Source organism: Sinorhizobium americanum (assembly GCF_001651855.1).
Classification (GTDB): Bacteria; Pseudomonadota; Alphaproteobacteria; order Rhizobiales; family Rhizobiaceae; genus Sinorhizobium; species Sinorhizobium americanum.
The window spans coordinates 148057-173562 of record NZ_LNQC01000045.1; the positions used below are offsets into that span (position 1 = coordinate 148057).

The window sequence follows — 25506 nt, forward strand, 5'->3', positions numbered from 1 at the left end:
GCCTCTTTCCTTGAAGCGGCTTTGATTTAGGGAAAGAGGCGGCAGGACGACGGTATGACTGTTGTCGGGCGCGGGCAAAGACACGTTGCCGTGATGTGGCTCCGTACCGGCAGGCGGCTATCTGCGAAAGCGGGCAAGCGCGCCGCGCTCGATTGCGGCGCAGGTGAGCTTGTCGAGGGCGAGACGGTCGCGCAACAGCTGCAACAGCCGGATTTCCTCCGTGCGGATGCGTTGGTCGGCGGCGGCGATCTCGACGGCAAGCGCATAGGCGGTTTCGTAGTGGCGCTGCGGCAGTGATTCGCGAACCATTTCGAGCGTCACGTCGAGGCCTTCCGGGGCGGCGAGCTGGGCCGCGCATTCGCGGCCGATATGGATCAGCCGATCCTCGTCGAAGCCCTCGAAGGCAGGCAGGAAACGCACGAGGCCGCCGATGCGTGCGAATTCGTCGTCGCTCATGCTCCTGTCCACAGCCGACATCATGACCATGACATAGACGAGGGCTTCGTGCTGGCTGAGGCTCGCGGACATCTACTCTCCTGAAATCGATGGAGCCCAGTTAGGAATTCCCGCGGGGGCTTGCAAGTCCGGCGCGGTCCCGCCGAAGTCCGCGGTGCCCGCGGGCTCCTCGATCACCAGCCGCCGCCTTCGGCTCAGATCACGCGGGTCGCTGCCGTAGAAACCGCGCTTGGCGTTCCGGGCGACCTCCGCCTTCGCTTCGAGGGCGGTGCCGGGGAGCGGCATCGCCCAGCCGTTCGTGACCAGCCATTCGGCGACGTTCATGTTGCCGACCGTACAGCTCGCGGCGGTGGAGCCTTCGCGCTTCTCGTCGACCTCGGCGCAGACGAGCGCCCGTCCTCTCAGGAAATTGCGGAAGGCTGTTCGTGCGACCATGCCGCAGGGCCAGCTCTTGCCGCCTCCCTCGCAGATCCTATCCGCCTTTTCCGGCTCGATGTCCCTGATTTGCAGCGTCGTTTCGCCGGTCTGGACGAGTCCGGCGGCCAGGGCGACGGGCCGCTGCAGCACAAGCGGCGTTGCCTTCTTTTCTGGCGGAGCCGAGAGAGGCGGCCGCGGCGCAATTCGTTCGAGCGGTTTCGCAAGCCCCTCTTCCGGCATGGTGAAAAGATTCGGGTCGACGGGTCGCACCGGCGTCCTGGAGGTCTTGGCGGCCGCCTCCTCTTCGGCGTTCGGCTGCGCTGGCGCGGCTGGCGGTTGCTCCGCCGGAACCGGCTCCGCGGCCGGCTCCTCGATCATCGCAACGTCCGGCGTCTCGAGCACGAGATCGGGCGTGGCGGCGCTTTCACGGCCACGGATCGAGGCGGCCCCGCCGAACAGGATGCCGATATAGAGGGCGAGGGCGGCGAGCCCGCCGGCGATGGAGATGAACTGCGGCCGCATCCCGACGCTTTCCTATTGGCTAGCCCAGATGATCCGGGCGATCCATTCCACGTCTTTCATCTCGAAACTGCGGTTTGGGTGCTCGGGATTGAGCGACAGAAGCTCGACGCCGCGCGACGTCTGACGCGCCAGGAGCTTCGCCATCACCTCTCCCTCGCGGCTTTTGAGGACGACGCGGTCGCCGCGGCGCACCTGCGCTCCCGGATCGACGATCAAAACGTCGCCGTCGCGATAGAGCGGCAGCATGCTGTCGCCTTGGACCTCCAAGGCGTAGACGTTGGACTTGCTCTGCGGCGCGACCGGAAATTCGACCTCGTCCCAACCCTGCCCGACGGGAAAGCCGCCATCGTCGAAGAAGCCGCCAGCGCCTGCCTGCGCGAAGCCGATCAGCGGAATGCCCGAGGCAGGCCCGCCGGAGCGGGACAATGTGCCGCTGCCGGGTTGGAGGAGCGCCATGAACTGGTCGATCGTCGCGCCGGTCGCCTCGAGGACCTTCGCGATCGATTCCGTCGACGGCCAGCGATCGCGACCGTCGGGCGACTGGCGCTTCGATTTGTTGAACGAGGTTGGGTCGAGACCGGCGCGGCGTGCAAGCCCGGACGGCGAGAGCTGATGGCGCTCCGCCAGCGCATCGATCGCCCGCCAGATGCTGTCGTGTGAAAGCATGTCGATCCACCCCGCCGGTGCAGCAAACGCGGCGCAACGGTTGAAAACCGCACGCTGGTTAGCTTCCGCTTCAGCCTGATTGTACATTAACGAAGCCAGGATAGGCCGTAAAGAATGGACAGGAAAATAGTCCTGTGCCTGCGGGGGCGGGGCCGGGGATGGCTTATTTGCCGGCCCTGACGAGTTCCCTGGCCTTGCGAGCCATGACGTCTTCATAGGCCGCCTGCAGCGTCTGGCGCACCGTGGGACCTTCCGTCTCGCCGGGCGCGCCAAGATGTTCGGCCCTCAGCTCATCCATGAAACGCTTCCAGAGGGCCGGGCCGCCTTCCTCCATGAGTTGGGCGCGGATGCTCAGTTCTTCGCTGACCGGCAGATAGCGCCGGCCCCATGCGCCGAGATGCGCCATGATCGGCACCAGTGCGATCGCCATCTCGGTCAGGCTGTAGATCGCCTTCTGCTTATGGCTCGGATCGTCTCTCTTCGTCAGCATGCCGATTTCGAGCAGCGTCTTCAGCCGGTCGGCGAGAATATTGGAGGAAATCCCCTCTTGTGATCGGAGCAACTCACGGAAGTGGCGTTTGCCGCCGAAGATCATGTCGCGGATGATCAGGAGGCTCCATTTGTCGCCGAAGACTTCGAGCGAAAGGTTGATCGGGCAGGTCGAGCGGTGGTCGTCAATCATTCTGGTCTCTGTATCGGGGGCGGAAGGGACATGCGAATCCCGTCCTTTAAAACCGCTTGCATTATTGCAGCAGTGGCACTACAGTGCAACTGCTTTCAAAATGAGATCAGTATCGACGCGTCCGGCGCCGGCCGGGACGCAAGGAGAAGAGAAAGCGATGACCCAGACATCCGTCGAACATGCAAGCTTCACCATCGAGCGCGTCTTCAAGGCGCCCCCGGAGCGGGTGTTCCGCGCCTTTGCCGACTCTGCTGCGCACGACCGCTGGTTCGTCAAGGCCGACAATTGGCCGGTGGCGGAATACCGCCGTGATTTCCGCGTCGGCGGCCGGGAAGGCGGCCGCTTCAGCCAGGACGGTAAGACATTCTACTTCAACGAAACCGTCTATCTCGACATCGTCGAGAACCGGCGGATCATCTCGGCCTATACGATGGCAAAGGACGAACGGCCGATTTCCGCCTCCATCGCCACGGTCGAACTGGTGCCGGAAGGAAGCGGCACGCGCATCATATTCACCGAGCAAGCGGCCTTTCTCGATGGCCTCGACCAGGTCGACTATCGCCGGAGAGGCTGGGAGCAACTGATCGGCGCCCTGGCGGCCGAGCTTGGCGAGAAGGCCGAAGCCGCCTGACCTGCGGATCGCCTACAGCATCGATGCAAGCGCGCTGCCGGCGATCCCGAAGGAGAAAGCGGCAAGACAGGCAGCGGCGATGCGGCGCGGAAGACGTGGACCGACCGGTCGCCTCGGCAGGCGCGCCAGAAGGGTACCGGCGGCAATCCATAGCGAGCCGGCGCTCAGCGTCAGCGCCGCAAAGCCGAAAAGCCAGGGCAGCATCGCGACAAGCCCGAGCTGCGGCATGATGACGAGCGCAATGATCAGCGCCTTCGGATTGAGGAGTGTGGTTACGAAGACCTGTCCGGCGGTGATCGGCCGCTCGCTGGCGCTGTGCGCCTTCATCGTCCAGAGCGCATGCGCCATGAAGAGGATCCAGCAGGCGGCGGCAAGCTTCAGCAAAAGTCCGATCTCGGGATGGGCGGAAATGAGCGGCGCCGCCAGCACCGTTGTCGGGACGATCACCGTCAGATAGCCGCCGACTTCGCCGAGAAGCAGGGGCAGGGACCGGCGCATGCCGACTGCCGCGCCGGAAAGCCATAACAGCGTGTTCGTCGGCCCGGGCGTTGCGAGCAGAAGCAGGATGGCAAGTGCAAAGGAGAGCAGCGGCATGGACGGCTTTTCGGCTTTCGGTGACGATAGATGCTCTTAGTCCGGGCGCCAGCTTGGCGAGTTGATCCCCGTCAACTGCTAATCAGGATTTCAGCTTGGCCGGGGCAGTGCTTGTAAACGCGGCGTTAGCCCCTGTGCAGCCGGATTGGCCGCGTTTTCTCCCGCACGATCAATCCTTTCGCCTCTAGATCGAGTTGCACGGTTTCGACCACCAGGAGACGCCCCTGCCTCCGGGGAATTTCTCCTCCGGCAGATGGGCGAAGATCCGCTCGCGGATTTCGGCCAGCGTCAGGCCGGGCGCTTTGGCGGGGCGGATGACGTTCTCGACGCTGACCTTTTTGATCTTCGACATGGCGGTTCCTCCAGTTCCTCCGAAGGACGATCGAGCGAGGTGGCGGCCGACACGGCGAACTAGTCGGGCTGACGCGCGTGCCGCTTCACGAACCAGCACAACAAAAAAGGGCCGCGCCCAGTGGGCCGGCCCTTGGATTTTCATATGCCAGGACGAGCGGCTTAAGCCGCCCTCTGCGCCGCACCGTAGGGGTCGAACCGTCCGTAGAAGGTCTCGCCCTTTTCGGCCATCTCCTTCAAGAGCGGCGTCGGCTTGAAATGGTCGCCATACCCCTTGGCGAGTTTCTCGCAGAGTGCAACGAAGGCCTTGGTGCCCATGCCGTCGATATAGGAGAGCGTGCCGCCGGTATAGGGCGCGAAGCCGAAGCCGAGGATCGAGCCGACATCCGCCTCGCGCGGATCGGTGACAATGCCTTCCTCGATCGTCCGGGCCGCTTCGAGTGCGATCGTCGCTAGGAAGCGCTGCTTCAGCACCTCGACATCGACCTTGTCGGCCGCCTTCTGCGGGTAGAGTTCCTTGAGGCCCGGCCAGAGATACTTCTTCGCCGGCTTTGCCGGATACTCGTAGAAGCCCTTGCCGTTCTTGCGGCCGCGACGGTCGAGTTCGTCGACCATCCTGTTGACGAGCGCCATGTGTTTCGTGTCGACGGCTTTTTCGCCGAGGTCGGCGACCGTCGCCTTGAGGATTTTCTGGCTGAGATCGATCGCCACCTCGTCGTTGAGGGACAGCGGCCCGACCGGCATGCCGGCCATCTTGGCGGCGTTCTCGATCATCGCCGGCGGCACGCCCTCGATCAGCATGTCATAGGCTTCGTGGATATAGCGGAAGACGCAGCGGTTGACGTAGAAGCCGCGGGTGTCGTTGACGACGATCGGCGTCTTCTTGATCGCCGCGACATAGTCGAGCGCCGTGGCCAGCGCCTTGTCGCCGGTCTCCTTGCCGACGATCACTTCGGTCAGCATCATCTTCTCGACCGGCGAGAAAAAATGGACGCCGATGAATTGCTCCGGCCGCTTCGAATTCTTGGCAAGCCCGGTGATCGGCAGCGTCGAGGTGTTGGAGGCGAAGATGGCGTCCGGCGCGATGACGGCCTCCACCTTTTCGATCACGTCCTTCTTGACCTGCCGGTCCTCGAACACCGCCTCGACGATCAGACCGGCATCCTTGAGGTCGCCGTAGTCCGCCGACGGGGTGATCCGGGCGAGCAGCGCTTCGCCCTCATCCTTCGTCAGCCGGCCCTTGCCGACGGAATCCTTGACCAGCCCTTCCGAATGCGCCTTGCCCTTCTCGGCCGCTTCCATGTCGCGGTCGATGAGAGTGACCGGAATGCCGGCGGCGGCCGTCACATAGGCGATCGAGGCGCCCATGAAGCCGGCGCCGACGACGCCCACCTTCTTGAATTCGGACTTCGGCACGCCGGCCGGGCGACGCGCGCCCTTGCCGAGTTCCTGCATCGAGACGAACAGCGAGCGGATCATCGAGAAGGCCTCGGTGGTCTGCAGGATCTCGGTGAAATAGCGCTGCTCGATCTTGAGGCCCGTGTCGAACGGCACCTGCAGCCCTTCGTAGACGCATTTCAGGATGGCGATCGCGCCCGGATAGTTGCCGTAGGTTTCGCGGCGAAGAATGGCGGAAGCCGCCGGCCAGAGCTGCGCCGAAGCGGGCGTCCAGACGCCGCCGCCCGGAAGCTTGAAGCCTTTCTCGTCCCAGGGCTGCACGGCTTTCAGACCATTCTTGATCATCGCCTTGGCGGCCTCGATCAGTTTCTCCGGCTCGACCACCTCGTGCACGAGACCCATGGCCTTGGCGCGTGCAGCGGTCAGCGACGAACCGGTGGTCATCATCTGCAGCGCGTCCTGGGTGTTGGTGAGCCGCGGCACGCGCTGCGTGCCGCCGGCGCCCGGAAAGATGCCGACCTTGACCTCGGGGAGGGCGATCTTCACGGATTTCGAATTGGAGGCGACGCGGCCGTGGCAGGCGAGCGACAGCTCGAAGGCGCCGCCCATGCACGTGCCGTTGATCGCCGAGACCCAGGGCTTGCCGCAGGTTTCGAGCTTGCGGAAGAGCCCGGTCATGCGGCCGACGAGGTTGAAGAGCTTCTGCGCGGCATTGGCCGGATCGTTCTTCTTCTCCTCGGCCTGCAGCGTGAACATCGACTTGATCATCGAGAGGTCGGCGCCGCCGGAGAAGGACGACTTGCCCGAAGTGAAGACGACGCCCTTGACGGCGGCGTCGGCGGTCGTCTGGTCGATGATCGCGTCCAGTTCGTCCATCACCTCCTGGGTGAAGACGTTCATCGACTTCTCCGGCATGTCCCAGGTGACGAGTGCGATGCCGTCTGCGTCGGTTTCGATCTTGAAGTTCGTGTAAGACATATTCTCTCTCCCGGGATCGGATCAGACGCGTTCGATGATCGTGGCGGTGCCCATGCCCGCGCCGATGCAGAGCGTCACCAGCGCCGTGTTGAGGTCGCGGCGCTCGAGCTCGTCGAGCACGGTGCCGAGGATCATCGCGCCGGTCGCGCCGAGCGGATGGCCCATGGCGATCGCGCCGCCATTGACGTTGATCCGGTCATGCGCAATGTCGAACGCCTGCATGAAGCGCAGCACCACGGCGGCAAAGGCCTCGTTGAGCTCGAAGAGATCGATGTCGGAAAGCTTCATGTCGGCGCGCTTCAAGAGCTTTTCCGTGACGTCGACCGGGCCGGTCAGCATCAGCGCTGGATCGGAGCCGATATTGGCGAAGGCGCGTATGCGGGCGCGCGGCTTCAGCCCCATGGATTCGCCGCCGGCCTTCGAGCCGAGCAGCACCGCCGCAGCGCCGTCGACGATGCCGGAGGAATTGCCGGCGTGATGGACATAGTTGATCCGCTCGATTTCCGGATGCGCCTGGATGGCGACGGCCTCGAAGCCGCCCATCTCGCCGGGCATCTGGAAGGAGGGGTTGAGCGAGGCGAGCGCCTGCATGTCGGTGCCGGGACGCATATGCTCGTCGCGGTCGAGGATCGTCAGACCGTTCTGGTCCTTGACCGGCACGACCGAGTTCTCGAAATAGCCCTTTTCCCAGGCATCTGCGGCGCGCTTCTGGCTTTCGACCGCATAGGCATCGACGTCATCGCGCGAGAAACCGTATTTGGTGGCGATCAGGTCGGCCGAGACGCCCTGCGGCATGAAATAGGCCGGCAGGTTGACGGAGGGGTCCATGAACCAGGAGCCGCCCGACATGCCGAGGCCGACGCGCGACATCGATTCGACCCCGCCGGCAATGACGATGTCGTCCGCTCCCTGGGCGATCTTGGCGGCGCCGAAATTGACGGCATCGAGGCCGGAGGCGCAGAAGCGCGAGATCTGCATGCCGGGCGCCCGCGTCGAGTAGCCGGCCTCGAAGGCGGCGGCCTTGGGGATCACCGAACCGGCATCCATCACCGGATCGACGCAGCCCATGACGATGTCATCGACAGTCGACGTGTCGAGCCCGTTGCGGTCGCGGACCGCCTCGAGCACCTTGGCGGCGAGCCGGACGGACGGCACTTCGTGCAGAGATCCGTCCTTCTTGCCACGGCCGCGAGGCGTGCGCACGTGGTCGTAAACGAAGACTTTCGTCATGTCTCATCTCCCTTTCGCCGGCGCCTCGTCGGGCCGCGCATCATCAATTGGAACGGAATGCGGGCGGAAGCCGCCCCGCAGACCATTCCTCGTCCAGTTCCACTCTGAAATTAGAAAGCGGCGGCGTCCAGCGCCATCAGCGTGTCGGCGCCGGTTTCAATGCGCGCCTTGCGCAGTGCGGTCTCCGGCAGGATGCGCTCCATGAAGAACCTGGCGGTGATCAGCTTGTTCTTCAGATAGTCCGCCTGCGCGGTTTCCCCGGCGGCAAGCTTATCCTCCGCCGTCTTGGCGATCTTCGCCCACATATAGCCGAGCACGACGAGGCCGCAGAGATGCATGTAGTCGGTCGAACCGGCACCGGCATTGTCGGGCTTCGCCATGGCGTTCTGCATGAACCACATGGTCGCCGCCTGCAGGTCGTTGAGGCCCTTCTTCAGGGCCTTGGTGTAGCCGGAGAGCCTATCGTCGCCGCGGTTCCCCTCGCAGAAATCGCCGATCTCCTTGAACAGCGCCATGACGGCGCGGCCGCCATTCATCGCCAGCTTGCGGCCTACGAGATCGAGCGCCTGGATGCCGTTCGCCCCTTCGTAAATCATCGCGATGCGGGCGTCGCGCACATACTGGCTCATGCCGTGCTCTTCGATATAGCCATGGCCACCGAACACCTGCTGCGCCATCACCGTGTGGTCGAAGCCCTTGTCGGTCAGCACGCCCTTGAGGATCGGCGTCATCAGGCTGAGAATGTCGTCGGCCGCCTGCCGCTCCTGTTCGTTGCCGGAGCGGTGGGCGATGTCGGACTTCAGTGCCGTCCAGAGGGTCAAGGCGCGGCCGGCCTCGTTGAAGGCCTTGATCGTCATCAACGTGCGGCGCACGTCCGGGTGGACGATGATCGGGTCCGCCTTCTGGTCGGGCGCCTTGACGCCGGAGAGCGAGCGGCCCTGGAGCCGGTCGCGGGCGTAATTTGCGGCATTCTGATAGGCGATTTCGGAGATCGCCAGCCCCTGCATGCCGACGGCAAGGCGAGCCTCGTTCATCATCACGAACATGGCGCTCAGACCCTTGTTCTCCGCGCCAATCAGATAGCCGGTCGCCTCGTCATAGTTCATGACGCAGGTGGAGTTGCCGTGAATGCCCATCTTCTCTTCGATCGCGCCGCAGGAAACGCCGTTGCCCTCCCCGGGCTGGCCGTCGTCGTTCAGCTTGAACTTCGGCACGATGAAGAGCGAGATGCCCTTGACGCCTTCCGGCGCGCCCTCGATGCGGGCGAGGACCAGGTGGATGATGTTCTCCGCCATGTCGTGCTCGCCGGCGGAGATGAAGATCTTCTGCCCGGAGATCCGGTGGGACCCGTCGCCGTTCGGCACGGCCTTGGTGCGCAGCAGACCGAGATCGGTGCCGCAATGCGGCTCGGTCAGGTTCATGGTGCCGGTCCAGGTGCCTTCGACCATCTTCGGCAGGTAGGTGCGCTTCTGCTCCTCGGAGCCATGCTCAAGAATGGCGGCGATCGCTCCCTGCGTCAGGCCCGGATACATCATCAGCGACATGTTCGCGGCGGACAGGAATTCTCCCACCGCGGTATGAAGCGTATAGGGCAGGCCCTGTCCTCCGAATTCCTCCGGCGCCGCGAGGCCCAGCCAGCCGCCCTCGCGATAGAGATCGAAGGCCTTCCTGAAGCCGGCTGGCGTGGTGACGGTGCCGTCGTCGTGGCGCGTGCAGCCTTCCTGGTCGCCGGAAAGATTGATCGGGAAGAGCTCTTCCTCGGCGAGCCTGGCGGCCTCGCCGACGATTGCCGCCACCATGTCCGGCGTCGCATCGGCAAAGCCCGGCAGGTTGTGGTAGCGCTCGAGGCCGAGCACGTCGTTGAGGATGAACAGGGTGTCGTCGACCGGAGCCTTGAAGATGGGCATTCTTTCCTCGCCTTGATGTCCCTCGAGCTGGCCGCGGCTTGCCCGATTCGAGCTGTTGAGCGCGAGCCGAGGTTCTCGGCGTCGCACGATTGGCAGAATGCTACAAAATTTTGACGTTTGCGTAAACGTCAAAAAACAGCGCGTCGCAAAAAATTGGAATGCACCTGCCGCCGGTCCGAAAGGACTTGTCGAGGAAGATTAGGACGGGCGCAGATGGATAAATCGTTAAAAAATCCCGCCGATTAACCGCTTGTTTACCACGTTTAATGAATTGTGGGCTGTGAGATGGGCAAAGCTGCAACCGGAAGGCTCGCGTCTGTTGTGGCTTTGCCCGTATCGGCTGGGCTGCTGAAGAGGAACGGACTTTAACGCCCTTCCGCGGCTTCCATGATAGTCGACGACAGGGGCGAAGAGACAATGAACGGATCGCGATCCAATCCTCAGCGCGCAGGCAACCCGTCCTATGGCGACAGGCCGTCGCTCGATGCCCTGAACCGTACCATCGAGGGTCTCGAGGCCCGCATCGAGGGCCTGATGAGCAGCGTCAGCCGCGAGCAGCGCCAGCCGGAACGTCCCGCAGCCCCGGCGAGCAACGCCATCTCGGAAATACTCGAACGCCAGCGGGCGCTCAGCGCCGCACGCGAGCGATCGCCGTTGCGCGAGCGCCTTGCGGCGCGCGCCTCCGATCGCTCCGCGCCCCAGCGCCTTGCGGAAGAGCCGCGATACCAGCCTCCCCAGCCGGCGCCGGCGCAGCCGCCGCGACCCTCCGCGGCAGCCGATATTGCCGAGGCTCTCGTCGGCCTGAGACAGGACCTGAAGCGCGACATCAGCGATGGGCTTGCCCGCGAAATGCACGCCCTTCGTTCCGAAATCCGCGGCATCAAGGCGGAAGCCTCCCAGGATCGCAGCTACGCCGCCGATATCAGGACCGATCTGCAGCGGCTTGCCGACAGCATCAATCAGCTCGGCCGCCAGGCGCCCTCGGCGCAGGTCGACGCGCTGCGGGTCGAATTCGACGATCTCCGGGCGATGATCGACGGCCTGGCCCGCGAAGACAGCATGCGCCGCATGGAAAGCCGCTGGAACGGCGTCGAGGATCGGCTGAACGCCTTCGACCAGAACCGCGACGACGAGCTTGTGGCGCTCGCCTATCGTCTTGACGAAATCAAGTCGCAGATCGGCACACTGAACCAGGCCTCGGCGGTCGATGTGCTGGAGGACAAGCTGGTCGCGGTCGCCCGCGCGATCGAGATGCTCGGGCGCCAGATAGAGCCCGACGATAGGCGCTTCGTCCCGCAATTCGCCGAGCTCGATCAGCGGCTCGATGAGATCAGCCGCGCGGTCGCCGCCGGCCGCACGGCCACGAACCTCGACAGTGCCTTCGTCAATCGGCTGGAAAGCCGCCTCGGCGACCTCTCGCGCCAGATCGACAACATTGCCCGCCCGGATGCCGGCCTCGGCGCCAGGATCGAGGCGCTCACGGCGCGGGTCGAGGATCTCGCAGGGGAGAGGGCTGCGGCCCGGCTGGAGGAACGCCTCGATCAGCTTTCCGCGCTGCTCGAGCACAGCCAGCGCAACACGGTGCCGGAACTGACGGACTATCTCGCCGATATTTCGCGCAGGATCGAGGCCTTGGACCAGGGCAGCGTCAACGACGCCCTGGCCGAGCGGCTCGACTATCTCGCGCGCCGCATCGACGATCTCGACGGCCATGCCGGCGCGCCGGCGCCTGACATGCGCTTCGAGCGACTCGAGGACCGGCTTGCCGACATCGCTCAGCGCCTTGAGGAGACACAAGCCGCGCCCTTCGACGATCGCGACGCGCTACGCAATCTCGAAGCGCAGATCGGCAATCTTTCGGCGCTCGTCAGCCATTCGCAGCAGGAGCCGGCCGGCGCAGCGCCGGTCGAGTTCGAAAGCCGCATGACGGCGCTCGAAGACTATCTCGCCACCAGCGACGAATATATCATCGAAGCCGCCCGGCAGGCCGCCGAAGCGGTGATGGAGGCCTATGCCAGGAACGGCATGCCGCAGGCCTCAGGCGCCGCCGACATGGCCGCGATTTCGGCGCTCGCCGACGATCTAAGGGCGCTGGAGGAACTCAGCCGTTCAAGCGAAGAACGTACGGCGCGGACCTTCGAGGCTCTGCACGATACGCTCGTCCACATCGCCGAGAAACTGGAGCGGCTCGAAGAGCGGGAGCCGAGTGCCGGACTCCCGAGCGTGGCGCGCGCCGTGCCGATGCCCAAGGCGGTGCAGCCGGAGTTTGGCGGCGATTTCAGCAACGCCGACCAGCGGCAGGGGGAGCTTCAGCCGTTTGGATCAGGAGCCGAAGCCGAAGTCGCCGTCGCAAGCCCGGTCGCGGCCGACCTGTCTTCCTCCGTCGAGGTTGCGACTGTCGCGTGGGACGAAACGCAGGCTCAGCCGCCCGCCGCGAAGGTCGGCCTGCTCGCCGGCCTGACCCGTCGCTTTTCCGCCAAGCGCAGCGAGACGGCGTCCGCGCCGGCGCGGCAGATGGTGGAGCCCGCCCCCTCGATCGACCCGTCGGAAATGCTCGCGCCGGAGGACGCCAACCAGTTGCTCGAGCCGGGCTCCGGCGTGCCGGACGTCAAGAAGATCCTCGAGCGGGTGCGGTCCGGGCAAATGGCCCGCGGCGGCCAGCCGGCTGCCGGCGCCGAAAAGGCGGACTTCATCGCTGCGGCACGCCGTGCAGCGCAGATGGCCGTCGAGGAAGCCGATTCGCTGAAGAGCACCAAGGACAATAGGGGACCGTCTGCCCTGGGTGGTGCCTTCGCCCGTCATCGCCGTCCGATCCTGATGGCCGTCGGTGCCGTTCTGCTGGCGATCATGTCCTATCCGCTGGTCAGCACGGTGCTGAAGGGCAGGGACGCGGAAAGCGCCCGGCCCGCCGCGGCGCTCGAGCGCAAGGCGGAAGCCGAAAGCACGCCGAAGGCGTTCGACGAGGGTGCTGCGAAGCCGCTTCCCGCCATCGCCGCGGCAAAGCCAGCCGAGCCGGTAACGGCTGCGGCTCCGATCGGCAAGACCGGCACGCCCTCCCTCTCGGTGAATGCCCCCGCGGCGCCCGAGAAAGCTGCTGTAATCGCTCCGGCAAAGGACGCCGGCGAGGCGCCGATGCTGCAGACAGCGTTCGCGCCGGCTCAGGCGAGTCCGGTCTCGACTTTCCAGCCGGCGACTACAGGCACGCCGGCGGCAGCGACATTTGCGCCGCTGAAGGCGAATGAAATCGTCCTCCCGGAAGGCTTCGGACCGCCGGCGCTGGTGACCGCGGCAAAGGGCGGCGATCCTCTCGCTCATTACGAGATCGGTACCCGCTTCACCGACGGACGCGGCGCGAACGAAGATCTTGCCGAAGCCGCCAAATGGTACCAGCGCGCGGCCGATGCCGGCGTCGTGCCGGCTGCCTACAGACTTGCCAATCTCTACGAGAAGGGGGCAGGGGTAACCCGCGACGCGGCCAGGGCCAAGGCGCTCTACCAGAAGGCTGCCGAGGCGGGGAATGCCAGTGCGAGCCACAATCTTGCGGTCATGCTTGCCAGCGGCCGCGACGGTGCGCCCGATCTCACTGCGGCCGTGAAATGGTTCGAGAAGGCCGCCAATCTCGGGGTTCGCGACAGCCAGTTCAATCTCGCCGTGCTCTACGCCCGCGGTAACGGCGTCGCTCAGAGCCTCGAGGAATCCTACAAGTGGTTCGCGATCGCCGCACGTGACGGCGACAAGGACGCCGGCGAAAAACGCGACGAGATCGCCAAGGCGATGAAACCCGAGGAGCTTGCGAGGGCCAAGGCCAAAGTCGAGGCTTGGAAGGTGCAGCCGGTCAACGCCGGAGCGAATACGGTCGATGTGCCAGACGCATGGGTGGGTCCCTCGACGAAGACGGCCTCGGTCGACATGACGAAGGCGGTGCGCAACATCCAGGCCATTCTCAACAACAACGGCTTCGACGCCGGCGCCCCCGACGGGCAGATGGGCAAGAAGACGATCGCTGCGATCAAGGCATTCCAGAAGTCGATCGGCCACGAGCCGACGGGTGAAATCACCGACGAATTGGTGAGGGAATTGTTGAAGCGCAATTCGTGAGAGCCGGAGGCCGTTTGCTCGGCCGTTACTCCTGTGGGCTGCGTCGTGGTCGCGGCGCTCACCCGATGCCTACAGGTGACCTATCGGTGATGACCGGCCGACGGCGCGCAAACTGCGGCTCCATGTCCCTGAAAAGGTTGACAGCTCCCGCCTGAGGGCGCATGAGCGGGGTGCCGTCCGGCGTCCCGTCGAGGATGCAGGCGGTCGGCCGAAATGTCCCCGTGGTGAAATTCTTGCCACTTCGAAGCACGCCGCCGTGCCTTGCTCCGAGCGGGCGTGCGAATGCTCCAGTGTTGCACGATTCCTAAATCGTTTTCCGGTTAGGAGTTGTGCAGGTGCAATTTTCAGCCGCCTTGCGGGTTCGTTGTTACATCGAGGTTTGGCCGTGACGGTCTATCTGCCCATCGCAGAATTGTCGGTGAACATTCTCATCATTCTTGGTATGGGCGCGGCCGTCGGTTTCCTGTCGGGCATGTTCGGCGTCGGCGGCGGCTTCCTGATCACGCCGCTCCTGATCTTCTACAATATTCCGCCGGTCGTGGCGGTGGCGACCGGCGCGAACCAGGTGGTTGCCTCGTCGATCTCCGGGGCGATCACCCATTTCCGGCGCGGCACGATCGACATCAAGCTCGGAACGGTGCTGCTTTGCGGCGGCCTCGTCGGGGCGACCTTGGGTGTCTGGCTGTTTTCGCTGCTGCGCAGCATTGGTCAGCTCGATCTCGTCATTTCGCTGCTCTATGTCGTATTGCTGGGTTCGGTCGGCGGCCTGATGCTCTGGGAAAGCATCATCGCCATGCGCAAGGCCGCCAAGAACCAGCCCACGCAATTGCGCCGGCCCGGCCAGCACAACTGGATCCACGGGCTGCCCCTGAAGATGCGCTTCAAGAAATCGAAGATCTATCTGAGCGTCATCCCGGTCGCCACGCTCGGCTTCTGCATCGGCATCCTGACCTCGGTCATGGGCGTCGGCGGCGGCTTCATCATGGTGCCGGCGATGATCTATCTCCTGCGCATCCCGACCAGCGTCGTCGTCGGGACCTCGCTCTTCCAGATCGTCTTCGTCTCCGCCTACACGGTCATCGTCCAGGCCTCGACCAACTATACGGTCGATATCGTGCTCGCCTTCGTGCTGATGATCGCCGGCGTCATCGGCGCCCAATACGGCGTGCGTGTAGGCCAGCGGCTGCGAGGCGAACAATTGCGGGCGCTGCTGGCGCTGCTCGTCCTTGCCGTCGGCATCCGCCTGTCGATCGAGCTCATCATCCCGCCGAAGGATATCTATTCGGTCGTTTCAGCGGGGTTCGGCTTCTGATGCGCGCGTTCGGCCGTCTCGTCCTGTTTGCTCTCGCCCTTTCCGCCGCCGGGCCGGCATCGGCACAGTCTCTGGAGCGCCAGGTCGGCGACTTCCCCGAGAAGCTCGAGATCGGCATCTCGACGGACGAGATCTCCATCACCTCCGATTTCCGCGGCGCCGACCTGACGATCTTCGGCGCCATCGACGGTTTCGACGCCAACCTTCTCGCCCAGGGCAAGTACAACATCATCGTCGTGCTCGAAGGACCAAAGGACAATGCGACGGTGCGCAAGAAGGAGCGCGTCTTCGGCATTTGGGTCAACACCCAGTCGATGACCTTCGAACTCGTTCCCGAAGCCTATTCGCTGTCGAGCACGCGCGATATCGCGACGATCGCGCCGCCGCGCGACATCGCCAATATGGGCATCGGCGTCGATCACATGCGGCTGGTGCCGCTCGGCTTCATCGGCGACGGCAGCAGCCTCGGCGAATTCCGCAACGCCTTCCGCCGCATCCGCGAAGAGAGCGGCGTCTACCAGCGCGATCCGGGCGGCGTGCAGTTCATCAGTTCGAGCCTCTTCAAGGCCTCCGTCCGCCTGCCGGCCAACGTTCCGAACGGCGTCCATGTGGTGCGCGCCTATCTCTTCCGCGAAGGTCTCTTCGTCGCCGCCAAGGCCCTGCCGCTGCGCGTCGTGAAGACCGGCCTCGAACAGGCGATCACCCGTGCCGCGCACGAGCAGCCTATCGTCTACGGCCTTTTTGCCGTGACGCTGGCGGTGATTACCGGATGGGGCGCGAGCCTGCTCTTCCGCAAGGATTGATGCAGAATTAAGCCGGGCGATAGCTTCGCGGGCACGTTCCCTTTTGTGCCGTGGCGGTTTAAGAGAGGCTGAAGATCAGCACGCCCCTCCGGTCCTTGCGCCAGCGGCGGCTACAATGGTCGGGAGCCGACTCCCGGAAGCAGAGGAAGCCCATGAAACCGATTTTCGTGCAACTGCAATGCGCTCCCGGCCGGACCTATGAGGTCGCCGACGAGATCTACCGCAAGGAAATCGTCTCGGAGATGTATTCGACGAGCGGCGACTACGACCTGCTCTTGAAGATCTATGTCGCGGAAGGCCAGGACATCGGCAAGTTCATCAATGACAACATCGCCAGCGTTCCGGGCATTTCCCGTTCGTTGACGACGCTGACCTTCAACGCCTTCTGATCGTTCCAGTAGCGAGCGGGATGCGTGCGGAAAACCGCGCACCCTTTTCCTCGATCCCGCTCTACCCCAAGAGGTTGGCAAAGCGCACCGAATAGATCCGGTCGCGGCCGAGCATATGGGCGACAAGCCGCTCGCGCTCGAAAAGGCCGCCCATCGCCCGGTGCCGGAGATCGAGCCCGCCGGTGGTGACGCCGAAGGCGGGCATAAGCAGGCGGCTGCCATCCGTCGCAAAGCAAGCGCGCCGGATGAATCTTTCCCGGCGCTTCACTGTCGCAGAGGGGTGCAGATGGCCGGCGATTTCACCGAGGCCGTCCACCATCGACGGTTCGTGGCGAAAGACAAGGCCGGCGTGGCGCAGTTCGTCCATCGACGCTCCGGGCAGTCCCGAGGTGCCGTCCGGATCGTGATTGCCGTTGATCCAGATCCAGTCGCGGCCGCGGGCCATCGCGGCGATCATCTGGCGGAAGCTGTCCGGCATCGCTGCCGATCCGCGCCGGTCATGGAAGTTGTCGCCGAGGCTGATCACCGTCGCGGGATCGTGGCGAAGAATGATGGCCTCGAGAATGCGCAGCGTCGCGAGCGTGTCATAGGGCGGCAGCATCATCCCCCGCCTGGCGAAGGCGGAGCCTTTTTCGAGGTGGAGGTCGGACACGACCAGCGTTCGGGTGTCCGGCAGAAAGAGGCCGCCGAGCGGATCGCAGATGCCGGCGATGCCGTTGACCATCGTGCGCGCCTGGAAGAAGGCGCCCGTCGCTGGAGCCGATGTCGCGTGAAGGAGGCGGTGCATCGTTACCTCGACATCTTCGGATGTAGGACAAGACCGCTCCCCAACCCCTCCCCACAAGGGGGAGGGACTAGGTTGCCGCGCCCTCCGCACGTCGTTTTGGCTTGAAGCGCCCGCAGAACCGTCGGAAGGGGCCAATCGGTGCCGCACCGGAGCCCCTCCCCCTCGTGGGGAGGGGTTGGGGAGGGGTCCTCACTCCGAATGAGCCGGCGAGTTTCTCTCATACCGCTTTCCTATTCGCCTGCACCGTGCCCGATTCCCATCGCCTCGTTGATCAACTCATCGGCCGCCGCTTCCGTGAGCAGGAAATCCTGCGCTTCCCCGTGAACCGATTCCCGGCCGATTTCCAGCATGACGGGTACGGCGAGCGGCGAGATGCGGTCGAGTTGGCGGTGGGTGATATGTCCCTTGATTCGCTTGAGCATAGAGCCGAGGCGGCCAATGTCCAAAAGTCCGGCCGCCGCGTCGTTGCGGGTCGCTTCGAGCAGGATGTGGTCGGGCTCGTGCATCCGCAATACGTCGTAAATGAGGTCGGCTGAAACGGTGACCTGCCGGCCGGTCTTCTCCTTGCCCGGATGGCGCTGGTCGATGAGCCCGGCGATCACTGCGCAGGTGCGGAAGGTGCGCTTCAGCAGGAAGGATTCGTTCAGCCAGGCCTCCAGATCGTCTCCGAGCATGTCCTCGTCGAAGAGTTGCGCCAGCGATGGCGCCCGCTCCCGGAACGCCGCGCCCAGATCGTCGAGCGCCCATACGGCCAGCGAATAGTCGGTGGCGACGAAGCCGAGCGGCTTCAGGCCGGCCCGGTCGAGGCGGCGGGTGAGCAGCATGCCGAGCGTCTGGTGGGCGAGCCGTCCTTCGAAGGCGTAGCTGACCATGTAGTGACGGCTGCCGCGCGGGAAGGTCTCGATCAGTAATTCGTCCTCGCGGGGCAGCATCGAAATGTCGCCCTGCAGCACCAGCCAGTCGCGCACCTGATCCGGCAGCGCCGCGCGCCGCGTTGGGTCGGCAAGCATCTGCCTCACCTGGGCAGCGAGATAGGTGGAGAGCGGGAACTTGCCGCCGGCATAGCTCGGCACCTTGGGGTCGAAGGAAAAGGCCTGCGAAACGAGACATTCGTTTTCGCGGATGCCCTCGAAGCGCAGCACCTTGCCGGAGAAGAGAAACGTATCGCCCGGCGACAGCATTTCGAGGAAATATTCCTCCACCTTGCCGAGCGGCATGCCGCCGCGGCCGAGCGAGCCGCGCGCATTCCGCTTCACCATGCGCACGTTCAGCATCGGCGATTCGACGATCGTGCCGACATTCAGCCGGTATTGCTGCGCCACCATCGGATTGGAAACCCGCCACAGCCCTTCCTTCGTCTTGCGAATGCGGGCGTAGCGTTCATAGGTGCGAAGCGCGTAGCCGCCGGTGGCGACGAGGTCGACGACCCGCTCGAAGGTTTCCCAGGAAAGATCGGCATAGGGGGCCGCGGTGGTGATCTCGTCATGAAGCTCGACCGCGTCGAAGGGTCTGGCGCAGGCCATGCCGAGCACATGCTGCGCCAGCACGTCGAGTGCGCCCCTGCCGACCGGCGGCGTATCCTGGGCGCCGATATAATTGGCGTCGAGGGCGGCCTGGCATTCCATCACCTCGAAACGGTTGGCCGGCACGAGGATCGCCCGGCTCGGCTCGTCCATGCGGTGGTTGGCCCGGCCGATCCGCTGCGCCAGCCGGCTCGCCCCCTTCGGGGCGCCGACATGGACGACCAGGTCGACGTCGCCCCAGTCGATGCCGAGATCGAGCGTCGAGGTGGCGACCACGGCGCGCAACCGGTTCTCGGCCATCGCGGCCTCTACCTTGCGGCGCTGGGCGACGTCGAGCGAGCCATGGTGGAGCGCGATCGGCAGGTTGTCGTCGTTGATCGTCCAGAGCTCCTGGAAGAGCATCTCCGCCTGGCTGCGCGTATTGACGAAGAGCAGCGTCGTGCCGTGCTGCTTGATTGCCGCATAGACGTCCGGGATCGCGTAGCGGGCCGAATGCCCCGCCCAGGGCACGTGGTTCTCGCCGCGCAGGATAGAAATTTCGGGCTTTGCCCCGCCGGATACGGTGATCAATCCGGCATGGTTTCGCTCGCCGGGAGGCTGGCCGACCAGCCAGCGCTGCAGTTCCATCGGCTCGGCCACCGTCGCCGAAAGGCCGATCGTCTGCAGCCCGGGCGCCAAGCGGCGCAGCCGCGCCAGTCCGAGGGCAAGCAGATGGCCGCGCTTCGAGGTGACGAGCGAATGCAGCTCGTCGAGTACCACATACCGAAGCACCTTGAAGAAGCGCTCCGCCTCGCCATCGGCAATCAGCAGCGCAAGCTGCTCCGGCGTGGTCAGCAACAGGTCGGGCGGGTTCAGCTTCTGGCGCTGCCTCTTGCCCTGCGGCGTGTCGCCGGTGCGGTTCTCGATCCTGACCGGCAGGCCCATTTCGCTGACCGGCTTCGTCAGATTGCGCTCGATGTCGACGGCGAGCGCCTTGAGCGGCGAAATATAGAGCGTGTGGATGCCGACGAAGGCGGAGCCCGGCGGTATTTTGCCGCGCCGCGTGAGATCGACCAGCGACGGCAGGAATCCGGCTAGCGTTTTGCCCGCACCGGTTGGCGCGATCAGCAGCGTGCTTTCCCCTCCCTCGGCCCGTGACAGCAGTTCCAGTTGGTGGGCGCGCGGCCGCCAGCCCTTTTCAGCGAACCATCGCAGAAAAGGCGCCGGCAACGTCAGGGCGTCGCTTTCCGGCAATGGGGGATCTATCCTGTTCACGGGGAACAAAGGTAGATCAAACGCGGCAAAAGAGAAGCCTGTACCTCTTCATCCCGCAATTGTTGCGAGGCCATCCACGCTTCAAAGCGCGATATATCGATCGGCGCGGTGGTTGATTGCCACGAAGAGGTTCAGAACGACGGCGCCGAGCACCGACCACAGGACGACCCAGGGCGTCGTGACCGCGAAGGCAACAGCCAGAACCACCATGTCGATCGCCAGTTGCACCAACCCGGCCCGGATGCCGAAGCGCTCCTGCAGATAAACGCCGAGAATGCCGACGCCGCCGAGGCTGGCGCGGTGGCGATAGAGCGCCAGGACACCGTAGCCGAGCAGCAGCCCGCCGAGAAGCGCCGCCCAACCGGGATGGATCTGATCGATCGCGAAAAGCCGCGACTGCACGTCGGTGAGCACCGAGGTGAGACCGATGGCGATGAACGTCTTGAGCGTGAAGGCGGTACCGAGCCGCTTCAGCGACAGGTAGAAGAACGGCAGGTTGAGCAGGAAGAAGGCGAGACCGAAATTCACGCCGGTGGCATAGTGCAGCAGGAAGGCGACGCCGGCGGTGCTTCCGGTCAGCAATCCGGCACTGGCGAGGAAATAGAGGCCGAGGGCGGCGACGAGGCTGCCGGAGAACACGCCCTGCACATCCTCGAGCGGCGTGTGCCGTGTAGGACTGGTATTCCAGAGACCGAAAACGCTGCTCGTCTGTGCCATGGTGAACTCCCGCGAAGAGCTCCATCATTTGCTGCGGCGCACAAGAATAATCAAGAAAAATATGTAAGCAATACTGACCTATTTTCGCAGGCCAGCGTTGCGGTTCATGCAGGCTTGCGGGCGAGAAACAGGATGCCGTCAATCGGCAGGCCGGCATCCATGCGAATGACCGTTCGCTCGACGGCGATCATCGAGAGGCGAAAAGCGGCACAGAGGGAAACGACATGGGCTTCCGAATGCGCATAGCGCAGCGATGGCCGGAGCAGGAAGTCGCGCTCGTCCGCCGAGTCCTCGACGGAGAAGGCAAACAGCCCCCCCGGCGCCAGAAGCCGCTCCGCGACGGCGAAGGCGCTTTCGAGATTGCCGAGATACATCAGCACGTCGGCGGCGCTGACGAGATCCGCGCGCCCTTCCGCCAGTTCGCCGAAGATGCCGCAATCGCTTGGCGGCAGCGACAGGTCCGCCTGGCCCAGCCGATCGTAGACCGCCTTGCCTTCCGCCTTGGAGAGCATATTGGCCGAGAGATCGAAGCCCTCGAGGAAGGCGGCGCGGCTGCGGATGCGCTCGCCGAAGAGCCCGGTGCCGCAGCCGAGATCGGTGACATGGCGGAAACCGGACCCGCCGGTCGCGCGTTCGATCAGCGCCGCAAGCTTTTCCGGAACGCTGTAGCCGAGTTTCTCGACCAGCGCCTGATCGAAGCGCTCGGCGTAGTCGTCGAAAAGCCGCTCCACATAGGTGCTCGACGGCTGCTCCGGCGTGTCGGCTGCGCCGAGCAGGGCCAGTTTCAGGCTGGCGCCGAAAATATCCCCTGGGTTGAGGCGGAGCGTGTTGCGCAAGGCCGCGACTGCCGCCTCTTTTCGGCCCGATTTCTCCTCATAGTCCGCCAGCCGGAACCATCCGGCCGCCCAGTTCGGCACGAGCTCCAGCGCCTGGGCCATGAGCTCGGCCGCGCCCTGATGGTCGCCGCTTTCGGCAAGCATCTTTGCATAGTCGGCGCGGCGATCGGCGATCAGATCGCCGGAGGAAAGCTGGTTTGCGGCCATGAGGGTGACGGGTTGGTTTGCGACGGACGCTTCTGGCGCCGGACGCGGGAAAACACAAGCGGAATCTGGAAGACCGCGTTTCGCGCGGCTTGCGAGGGCTGGCAGAGCGGCTTATGTGAAGGGAAACAGGAGAATTCTTCGCTGATGTCGGACGGCGTAAACAAATTTCTCGGTGATTCACCGCTGCGCGTGCTCGTCAAGCTCGTCGTCGTGTCGATCCTTGTCGGCTTCGTCATGACCGTCTTCGACTGGCGTCCCATGGACCTTCTCGACGGCATCCGCGACTTCGTCGTCGACCTCTGGCGCACCGGCTTCGCGGCGCTTGGGCGCGTCGGCGATTACCTGCTGCTGGGCGCGGCCGTGGTCATTCCTGCCTTCATTATCCTCCGTCTCTTCAGCTATCGGCGCTAAGCATGCAGGACCAGTTCTTTCTTCCCCGCAGGCGGCTCATTCTGCGTGCCGGTGCCGTAATATCGCTTGGGCTCCTCGCCGGTTGCTCGACCTCCGGCCTCCTTACACCCGACGACGGCACGGGCAGCGACGAGACCGAGGCGACGCTCGGCTACGTCAACACGCTGCGCAAGGGGAGGGGGCTGACGACGCTCGCGCGGGACCCGGCCGCGTCCGTCGCCGCCATGCACCAGGCCGCCCGCATGGCACGCGCCGGCAAGATGAAGCACAATATCGGCTGGCGCGACGATTTTGCCGATCGGATGAAGGGCGATGGCGTCACCCTTCCGGCCGCCGAGAACATCGCCATGGGCCAGGACAACGCCGAGCGGGCCTACGAAGCCTGGTTCAATTCGCCGAAGCACCTTCAAAACATGCTCGGCAGCTATCGCGGCATGGGCGTGGCGGTGGCGCAAAATAGCGCTTCCGGAAACCGACCCTATTGGGCCATGGTGCTGTCCGGCTGAGTTGATTCCCCAAGATCGCCTTGCGGAGACGGCCGCGGGATAGCGACGATGTCTGCCATGGAAAGCCTTGAGCGCGAAAGGCTTGCCCGCGAAGCGGGTCCGTTCGACGTCACCAACCGGCTGGTTTTTTCGATCGCCCTGCCGATGACGCTTGGCTTTTTGACGACGCCGCTCCTCGGTCTCGTCGACACCGGCGTCGTCGGCAGGCTCGGCCGGGCGGAGATGCTCGCCGGCCTCGCGGTCGGCGCCGTCCTGTTCGATCTGATCTTCACGACCTTCAATTTCCTGCGCGCCTCGACCACCGGCCTCGTCGCGCAGGCCTATGGCCGCGGCGACCGGCGCGAACAGCAGGCGGTGTTCTGGCGCTCGATGGTGATCGCGCTCTTCTGCGGCATCGCCGTCATCCTGTTGTCGCCGCTGCTGCTCGCACTCGGTCTGTGGCTGATGGCGCCCGGCGCTGAGGTGGCGGCAGTCACGAGCACCTATTTTCTCTATCGGATTCTTTCGGGCCCGGCGGCGCTTGCCAATTACGCCATCCTCGGATTCGTCCTAGGTCGCGGCGAGGGCTCGATCGGCCTCCTGCTGCAGACCATCATCAACGGCACCAACATCGTGCTGTCGATTTTGCTGGGACTGGTCCTCGGCTGGGGCGTGGCAGGGGTTGCGATCGGCACGGTCGCGGGCGAGCTGATCGGTGCGCTCGCGGGCTTCGCGATCGTCTACGGCCGGTTCGACAAAAGGGACGCGCCGGACTGGGCGACGATCTTCGCCGGTGACCGGCTCAAGGCGCTCTTCGGGCTCAACCGCGACATCATGATCCGATCCTTCGTGCTGCTCGCCGCCTTCACGCTGATGACCCGGATCGGCACGTCCCTCGGCCCGGTGACGCTTGCAGCCAATGCCGTGCTGATGACCATCTTCCTGGTCGCCGGCTATTATCTCGATGGCCTCGCCAATGCGGCCGAGCAGCTGACCGGGCGCTCGATCGGCGCGGCCTATCGTCCGGCCTTCGATCGCGCACTCAGGATGACCGCGCTATGGTCTCTGGGGCTCGCTTTGTTGACGACGGTCTTCTTCCTCGCCTTCGGAAATGCGCTCGTCGATCTTCTGACGACGGCGCCGGATGTGCGCGCGCTCGCCTATGAATACATGCCCTGGGCGGCGCTGACGGCACTCACCGGTGCCATGGCCTTCCTGATGGACGGCGTCTTCATCGGCGCCACCTGGTCGCGCGACATGCGCAACATGATGCTGGCCGCCTTTATCGTGTATGGCGCCGCCCTTGCCATTCTCGTGCCGGTCTTCGGCAATCACGGCCTGTGGGCGGGGCTCAACCTGTTCCTGCTGCTGCGCGGCCTGTTCCTGGTTATGTTGCTGCCGCGGCGCGCCGCTCAGACGTTCCGCTCTGCCCAATAGTCGAGACGGCTGTCGCGGATGTCGCGGATCGAGGCAAGCTTCTCGCGATCGCAGAGCGCCGAAAGGCCGCGGACGATCCGGCCGGGAAGCGCCGGCCCCTCATAGACCATGCAGGAATAGAGCTGTACCAGGTCGGCGCCGGCGCGGATCTTTTCCGCCGCCGTCTCCGCCGAACTGACGCCGCCGACGCCGATGATCGGCAGGTCCGGCCCAACGCGCTTGCGCATCCGCGCGAGCACCGCCGTCGATTTCTCGAAGAGCGGCTTGCCGGAAAGGCCGCCGGTCTCCTCTGCCTGGCGTTGGTCCCTGAGACCTTCGCGTGACAGCGTCGTGTTGGAGACGATCAAACCGTCGAGATTGTGCGCCAGCACCTCCGCCGCGATGTCGTCCATGCCTTCCTCGGTGAGATCCGGGGCGATCTTCAGGAACACCGGAACCCGTCTTCCGCCCTTAGCGGCCTCGTCGTCGCGGGCGGCGAGCACGGCCGAAAGCAGCGCCGTCAGGCTTTCCCGCGCCTGCAGGTCGCGTAAGCCCGGCGTGTTCGGCGAGGAGATGTTGGCGGTGAAATAGCGAGCGACGGCATGGAAGGTGCGGATGCCGGCGACATAGTCGGCAACCCGGTCGGCGCTGTCCTTGTTGGCGCCGATATTGACGCCGATCAGCGCGTGGCGCGAGCAGGCCTGAAGGCGCGCCAGCGCCGCCCCGTGACCGTCATTGTTGAAGCCGAGCCGGTTGATCACCGCCTCGTCCTCGACCAGTCGGAAAATCCGCGGCTTGTCATTACCCTGCTGCGGCCGCGGCGTCACCGTACCGATTTCGGTGAAGCCGAATCCGAGCCTCAGCAGGGCCTCCGGCACCTCGGCATTCTTGTCGTAGCCGGCGGCCATGCCGACCGGATTCGGGAAGACGAGACCCGCAATGGTCTGCGTGAGCCTGGCATCTGCAGGCGCGGCACAGCTCAGCACGACGCCGCTCTTCAGCGCCTTGATCGAAAGCCCGTGGGCGGTTTCCGGATCGAAGAGGAACAGGCCGCGGCGGGCGAGGCGTTCGAGAGCACCGGTCATGGTGCGAGCTCGGGGAAAACATGCGTGCCGTCCCCACCGAGCGGCAGGGGTTTTTCCCACAACACAGCGTCGAGCATCAGTGGCCCGTAAAGATGCGGAAACAGCGCCCCACCGCGCGACGGCTCGTAGACGAGCTTGTCGCCGAGCGCCCCCGCGTCGACAGCGACGATGAGAAGATCCGTCTGGCCCTCGAAATGCCGCGCCGCAGTTTCGGCGACTTGCTCGCCCGTCGAGAAATGAATGAAGCCGTCGGCGAGATCGACGGGCGCGCCCGCGAATTGTCCAGCCCGCCTGGCTTCCTGCCATAGAAGTGCCGGAACGATCTTGTATATGGTAGCGTTCATCTTTGTC

Annotated in this window: 23 protein-coding genes; 8 read left to right on the forward strand and 15 right to left on the reverse strand. The window is 64.7% G+C overall.

Annotated features, from left to right (window positions below; translation table 11 throughout):
- Positions 1–117: 117 nt before the first annotated feature.
- The 4 genes from ATC00_RS09185 to ATC00_RS09200 all read right to left on the reverse strand — a co-directional run bounded on the left by ATC00_RS09185 (position 118) and on the right by ATC00_RS09200 (position 2743).
- Entirely contained in the window at positions 118–528 is a 411-nt protein-coding gene (locus tag ATC00_RS09185) for a tellurite resistance TerB family protein (RefSeq protein WP_037378344.1), read from the reverse strand.
- Entirely contained in the window at positions 529–1395 is an 867-nt protein-coding gene (locus ATC00_RS09190; RefSeq protein WP_064252587.1) for a thermonuclease family protein, read from the reverse strand.
- A gap of 12 nt (positions 1396–1407) precedes the next feature.
- Positions 1408–2061, reverse strand: coding sequence for a S24 family peptidase (locus ATC00_RS09195; RefSeq protein WP_037378814.1), 654 nt, complete (start codon positions 2059–2061; stop codon positions 1408–1410).
- A gap of 163 nt (positions 2062–2224) precedes the next feature.
- Positions 2225–2743, reverse strand: a complete 519-nt coding sequence (locus tag ATC00_RS09200) for a winged helix-turn-helix transcriptional regulator (RefSeq protein ID WP_037378351.1) — start codon at positions 2741–2743, stop codon at positions 2225–2227.
- Between the two features lie 157 nt (positions 2744–2900).
- Between ATC00_RS09200 and ATC00_RS09205 the strand changes: the two genes are divergently transcribed.
- Entirely contained in the window at positions 2901–3374 is a 474-nt protein-coding gene (locus tag ATC00_RS09205) for an SRPBCC family protein (protein ID WP_037378354.1), read from the forward strand.
- A 12-nt stretch (positions 3375–3386) separates the two neighbouring features.
- Here the strand turns inward: ATC00_RS09205 and ATC00_RS09210 are convergent, their stop codons facing one another.
- From ATC00_RS09210 to ATC00_RS09230, 5 genes are all read right to left on the reverse strand, one after another.
- Positions 3387–3968, reverse strand: coding sequence for a LysE family translocator (locus ATC00_RS09210; RefSeq protein ID WP_037378357.1), 582 nt, complete (start codon positions 3966–3968; stop codon positions 3387–3389).
- Between the two features lie 184 nt (positions 3969–4152).
- Complete coding sequence (locus ATC00_RS09215; RefSeq protein ID WP_234782264.1) at positions 4153–4320, reverse strand: DUF6958 family protein; 168 nt, start codon at positions 4318–4320, stop codon at positions 4153–4155.
- A 161-nt stretch (positions 4321–4481) separates the two neighbouring features.
- Complete coding sequence (locus tag ATC00_RS09220; protein WP_064252588.1) at positions 4482–6695, reverse strand: FAD-dependent oxidoreductase; 2214 nt, start codon at positions 6693–6695, stop codon at positions 4482–4484.
- 21 nt (positions 6696–6716) lie between these two features.
- The gene (locus tag ATC00_RS09225) at positions 6717–7925 is read right to left on the reverse strand and encodes an acetyl-CoA C-acetyltransferase (protein ID WP_037378364.1); all 1209 of its coding nucleotides are present in this window, start codon (positions 7923–7925) and stop codon (positions 6717–6719) included.
- A gap of 110 nt (positions 7926–8035) precedes the next feature.
- Complete coding sequence (locus ATC00_RS09230; protein WP_064252589.1) at positions 8036–9832, reverse strand: acyl-CoA dehydrogenase C-terminal domain-containing protein; 1797 nt, start codon at positions 9830–9832, stop codon at positions 8036–8038.
- A 417-nt stretch (positions 9833–10249) separates the two neighbouring features.
- Here ATC00_RS09230 and ATC00_RS09235 point away from each other — a divergent pair, with 417 nt between their 5' ends.
- The 4 genes from ATC00_RS09235 to ATC00_RS09250 all read left to right on the forward strand — a co-directional run bounded on the left by ATC00_RS09235 (position 10250) and on the right by ATC00_RS09250 (position 16434).
- The gene (locus tag ATC00_RS09235) at positions 10250–13930 is read left to right on the forward strand and encodes a peptidoglycan-binding protein (protein ID WP_064252649.1); all 3681 of its coding nucleotides are present in this window, start codon (positions 10250–10252) and stop codon (positions 13928–13930) included.
- Between the two features lie 385 nt (positions 13931–14315).
- A complete protein-coding gene (locus ATC00_RS09240; protein ID WP_037378819.1) occupies positions 14316–15242 on the forward strand; it encodes a sulfite exporter TauE/SafE family protein in 927 nt (308 codons plus the stop codon).
- A complete protein-coding gene (locus ATC00_RS09245; RefSeq protein ID WP_037378369.1) occupies positions 15242–16045 on the forward strand; it encodes a TIGR02186 family protein in 804 nt (267 codons plus the stop codon). Before ATC00_RS09240 ends, ATC00_RS09245 begins: the two co-directional genes overlap by 1 nt.
- Before the next feature lie 152 nt (positions 16046–16197).
- The gene (locus ATC00_RS09250; protein ID WP_037378372.1) at positions 16198–16434 is read left to right on the forward strand and encodes an Lrp/AsnC ligand binding domain-containing protein; all 237 of its coding nucleotides are present in this window, start codon (positions 16198–16200) and stop codon (positions 16432–16434) included.
- A gap of 61 nt (positions 16435–16495) precedes the next feature.
- On the opposite strand, the gene pdeM is transcribed toward ATC00_RS09250, so the two are convergent.
- The 4 genes from pdeM to ATC00_RS09270 form a co-directional block, all read right to left on the reverse strand.
- Positions 16496–17221 (reverse strand): ligase-associated DNA damage response endonuclease PdeM, encoded by a 726-nt coding sequence (gene pdeM, locus ATC00_RS09255; protein ID WP_064252590.1) that lies wholly within the window; start codon positions 17219–17221, stop codon positions 16496–16498.
- 230 nt (positions 17222–17451) lie between these two features.
- On the reverse strand, positions 17452–20007 hold the full coding sequence (locus ATC00_RS09260) for a ligase-associated DNA damage response DEXH box helicase (RefSeq protein ID WP_064252591.1): 2556 nt from the start codon (positions 20005–20007) through the stop codon (positions 17452–17454).
- 72 nt (positions 20008–20079) lie between these two features.
- Entirely contained in the window at positions 20080–20715 is a 636-nt protein-coding gene (locus ATC00_RS09265; RefSeq protein WP_064252592.1) for a YitT family protein, read from the reverse strand.
- Positions 20716–20819: 104 nt separating this feature from the next.
- Complete coding sequence (locus tag ATC00_RS09270; RefSeq protein ID WP_037378380.1) at positions 20820–21758, reverse strand: class I SAM-dependent DNA methyltransferase; 939 nt, start codon at positions 21756–21758, stop codon at positions 20820–20822.
- Between the two features lie 144 nt (positions 21759–21902).
- On the opposite strand from ATC00_RS09270, the gene ATC00_RS09275 reads away from it, so the two are divergent.
- From ATC00_RS09275 to ATC00_RS09285, 3 genes are read left to right on the forward strand one after another with little or no spacing between them, the layout of a single operon-like run.
- The gene (locus ATC00_RS09275; RefSeq protein ID WP_037378382.1) at positions 21903–22169 is read left to right on the forward strand and encodes a DUF6460 domain-containing protein; all 267 of its coding nucleotides are present in this window, start codon (positions 21903–21905) and stop codon (positions 22167–22169) included.
- Positions 22170–22171: 2 nt separating this feature from the next.
- The gene (locus tag ATC00_RS09280; protein ID WP_037378384.1) at positions 22172–22675 is read left to right on the forward strand and encodes a CAP domain-containing protein; all 504 of its coding nucleotides are present in this window, start codon (positions 22172–22174) and stop codon (positions 22673–22675) included.
- A 48-nt stretch (positions 22676–22723) separates the two neighbouring features.
- Positions 22724–24091 carry an MATE family efflux transporter gene (locus tag ATC00_RS09285; protein WP_064252593.1) on the forward strand — a complete coding sequence of 456 codons (1368 nt, stop codon included), beginning with the start codon at positions 22724–22726 and terminating at the stop codon, positions 24089–24091.
- Here ATC00_RS09285 and ATC00_RS09290 read toward each other — a convergent pair.
- A complete protein-coding gene (locus tag ATC00_RS09290) occupies positions 24067–25155 on the reverse strand; it encodes a quinone-dependent dihydroorotate dehydrogenase (RefSeq protein WP_037378386.1) in 1089 nt (362 codons plus the stop codon). The genes ATC00_RS09285 and ATC00_RS09290 overlap by 25 nt on opposite strands.
- Positions 25152–25499, reverse strand: a complete 348-nt coding sequence (locus tag ATC00_RS09295; RefSeq protein WP_037378821.1) for a DUF952 domain-containing protein — start codon at positions 25497–25499, stop codon at positions 25152–25154. The genes ATC00_RS09290 and ATC00_RS09295 overlap by 4 nt, the downstream gene beginning before the upstream one ends.
- Positions 25500–25506: the final 7 nt, after the last annotated feature.

Excerpts from the sequence above, each read along its gene's own strand:
- ATC00_RS09265 (WP_064252592.1), bottom strand. The coding sequence starts at position 20,715 with ATGGCACAGACGAGCAGCGTTTTCGGTCTCTGGAATACCAGTCCTACA.
- ATC00_RS09235 (WP_064252649.1), top strand. The coding sequence starts at position 10,250 with ATGAACGGATCGCGATCCAATCCTCAGCGCGCAGGCAACCCGTCCTAT.
- ATC00_RS09250 (WP_037378372.1), top strand. The coding sequence starts at position 16,198 with ATGAAACCGATTTTCGTGCAACTGCAATGCGCTCCCGGCCGGACCTAT.
- ATC00_RS09290 (WP_037378386.1), bottom strand. The coding sequence starts at position 25,155 with ATGACCGGTGCTCTCGAACGCCTCGCCCGCCGCGGCCTGTTCCTCTTC.
- ATC00_RS09225 (WP_037378364.1), bottom strand. The coding sequence starts at position 7,925 with ATGACGAAAGTCTTCGTTTACGACCACGTGCGCACGCCTCGCGGCCGT.
- ATC00_RS09280 (WP_037378384.1), top strand. The coding sequence starts at position 22,172 with ATGCAGGACCAGTTCTTTCTTCCCCGCAGGCGGCTCATTCTGCGTGCC.
- ATC00_RS09275 (WP_037378382.1), top strand. The coding sequence starts at position 21,903 with ATGTCGGACGGCGTAAACAAATTTCTCGGTGATTCACCGCTGCGCGTG.
- ATC00_RS09270 (WP_037378380.1), bottom strand. The coding sequence starts at position 21,758 with ATGGCCGCAAACCAGCTTTCCTCCGGCGATCTGATCGCCGATCGCCGC.
- ATC00_RS09185 (WP_037378344.1), bottom strand. The coding sequence starts at position 528 with ATGTCCGCGAGCCTCAGCCAGCACGAAGCCCTCGTCTATGTCATGGTC.
- pdeM (WP_064252590.1), bottom strand. The coding sequence starts at position 17,221 with ATGCACCGCCTCCTTCACGCGACATCGGCTCCAGCGACGGGCGCCTTC.
- ATC00_RS09230 (WP_064252589.1), bottom strand. The coding sequence starts at position 9,832 with ATGCCCATCTTCAAGGCTCCGGTCGACGACACCCTGTTCATCCTCAAC.
- ATC00_RS09285 (WP_064252593.1), top strand. The coding sequence starts at position 22,724 with ATGTCTGCCATGGAAAGCCTTGAGCGCGAAAGGCTTGCCCGCGAAGCG.
- ATC00_RS09205 (WP_037378354.1), top strand. The coding sequence starts at position 2,901 with ATGACCCAGACATCCGTCGAACATGCAAGCTTCACCATCGAGCGCGTC.
- ATC00_RS09200 (WP_037378351.1), bottom strand. The coding sequence starts at position 2,743 with ATGATTGACGACCACCGCTCGACCTGCCCGATCAACCTTTCGCTCGAA.
- ATC00_RS09215 (WP_234782264.1), bottom strand. The coding sequence starts at position 4,320 with ATGTCGAAGATCAAAAAGGTCAGCGTCGAGAACGTCATCCGCCCCGCC.
- ATC00_RS09220 (WP_064252588.1), bottom strand. The coding sequence starts at position 6,695 with ATGTCTTACACGAACTTCAAGATCGAAACCGACGCAGACGGCATCGCA.
- ATC00_RS09245 (WP_037378369.1), top strand. The coding sequence starts at position 15,242 with ATGCGCGCGTTCGGCCGTCTCGTCCTGTTTGCTCTCGCCCTTTCCGCC.
- ATC00_RS09195 (WP_037378814.1), bottom strand. The coding sequence starts at position 2,061 with ATGCTTTCACACGACAGCATCTGGCGGGCGATCGATGCGCTGGCGGAG.
- ATC00_RS09295 (WP_037378821.1), bottom strand. The coding sequence starts at position 25,499 with ATGAACGCTACCATATACAAGATCGTTCCGGCACTTCTATGGCAGGAA.
- ATC00_RS09190 (WP_064252587.1), bottom strand. The coding sequence starts at position 1,395 with ATGCGGCCGCAGTTCATCTCCATCGCCGGCGGGCTCGCCGCCCTCGCC.
- ATC00_RS09210 (WP_037378357.1), bottom strand. The coding sequence starts at position 3,968 with ATGCCGCTGCTCTCCTTTGCACTTGCCATCCTGCTTCTGCTCGCAACG.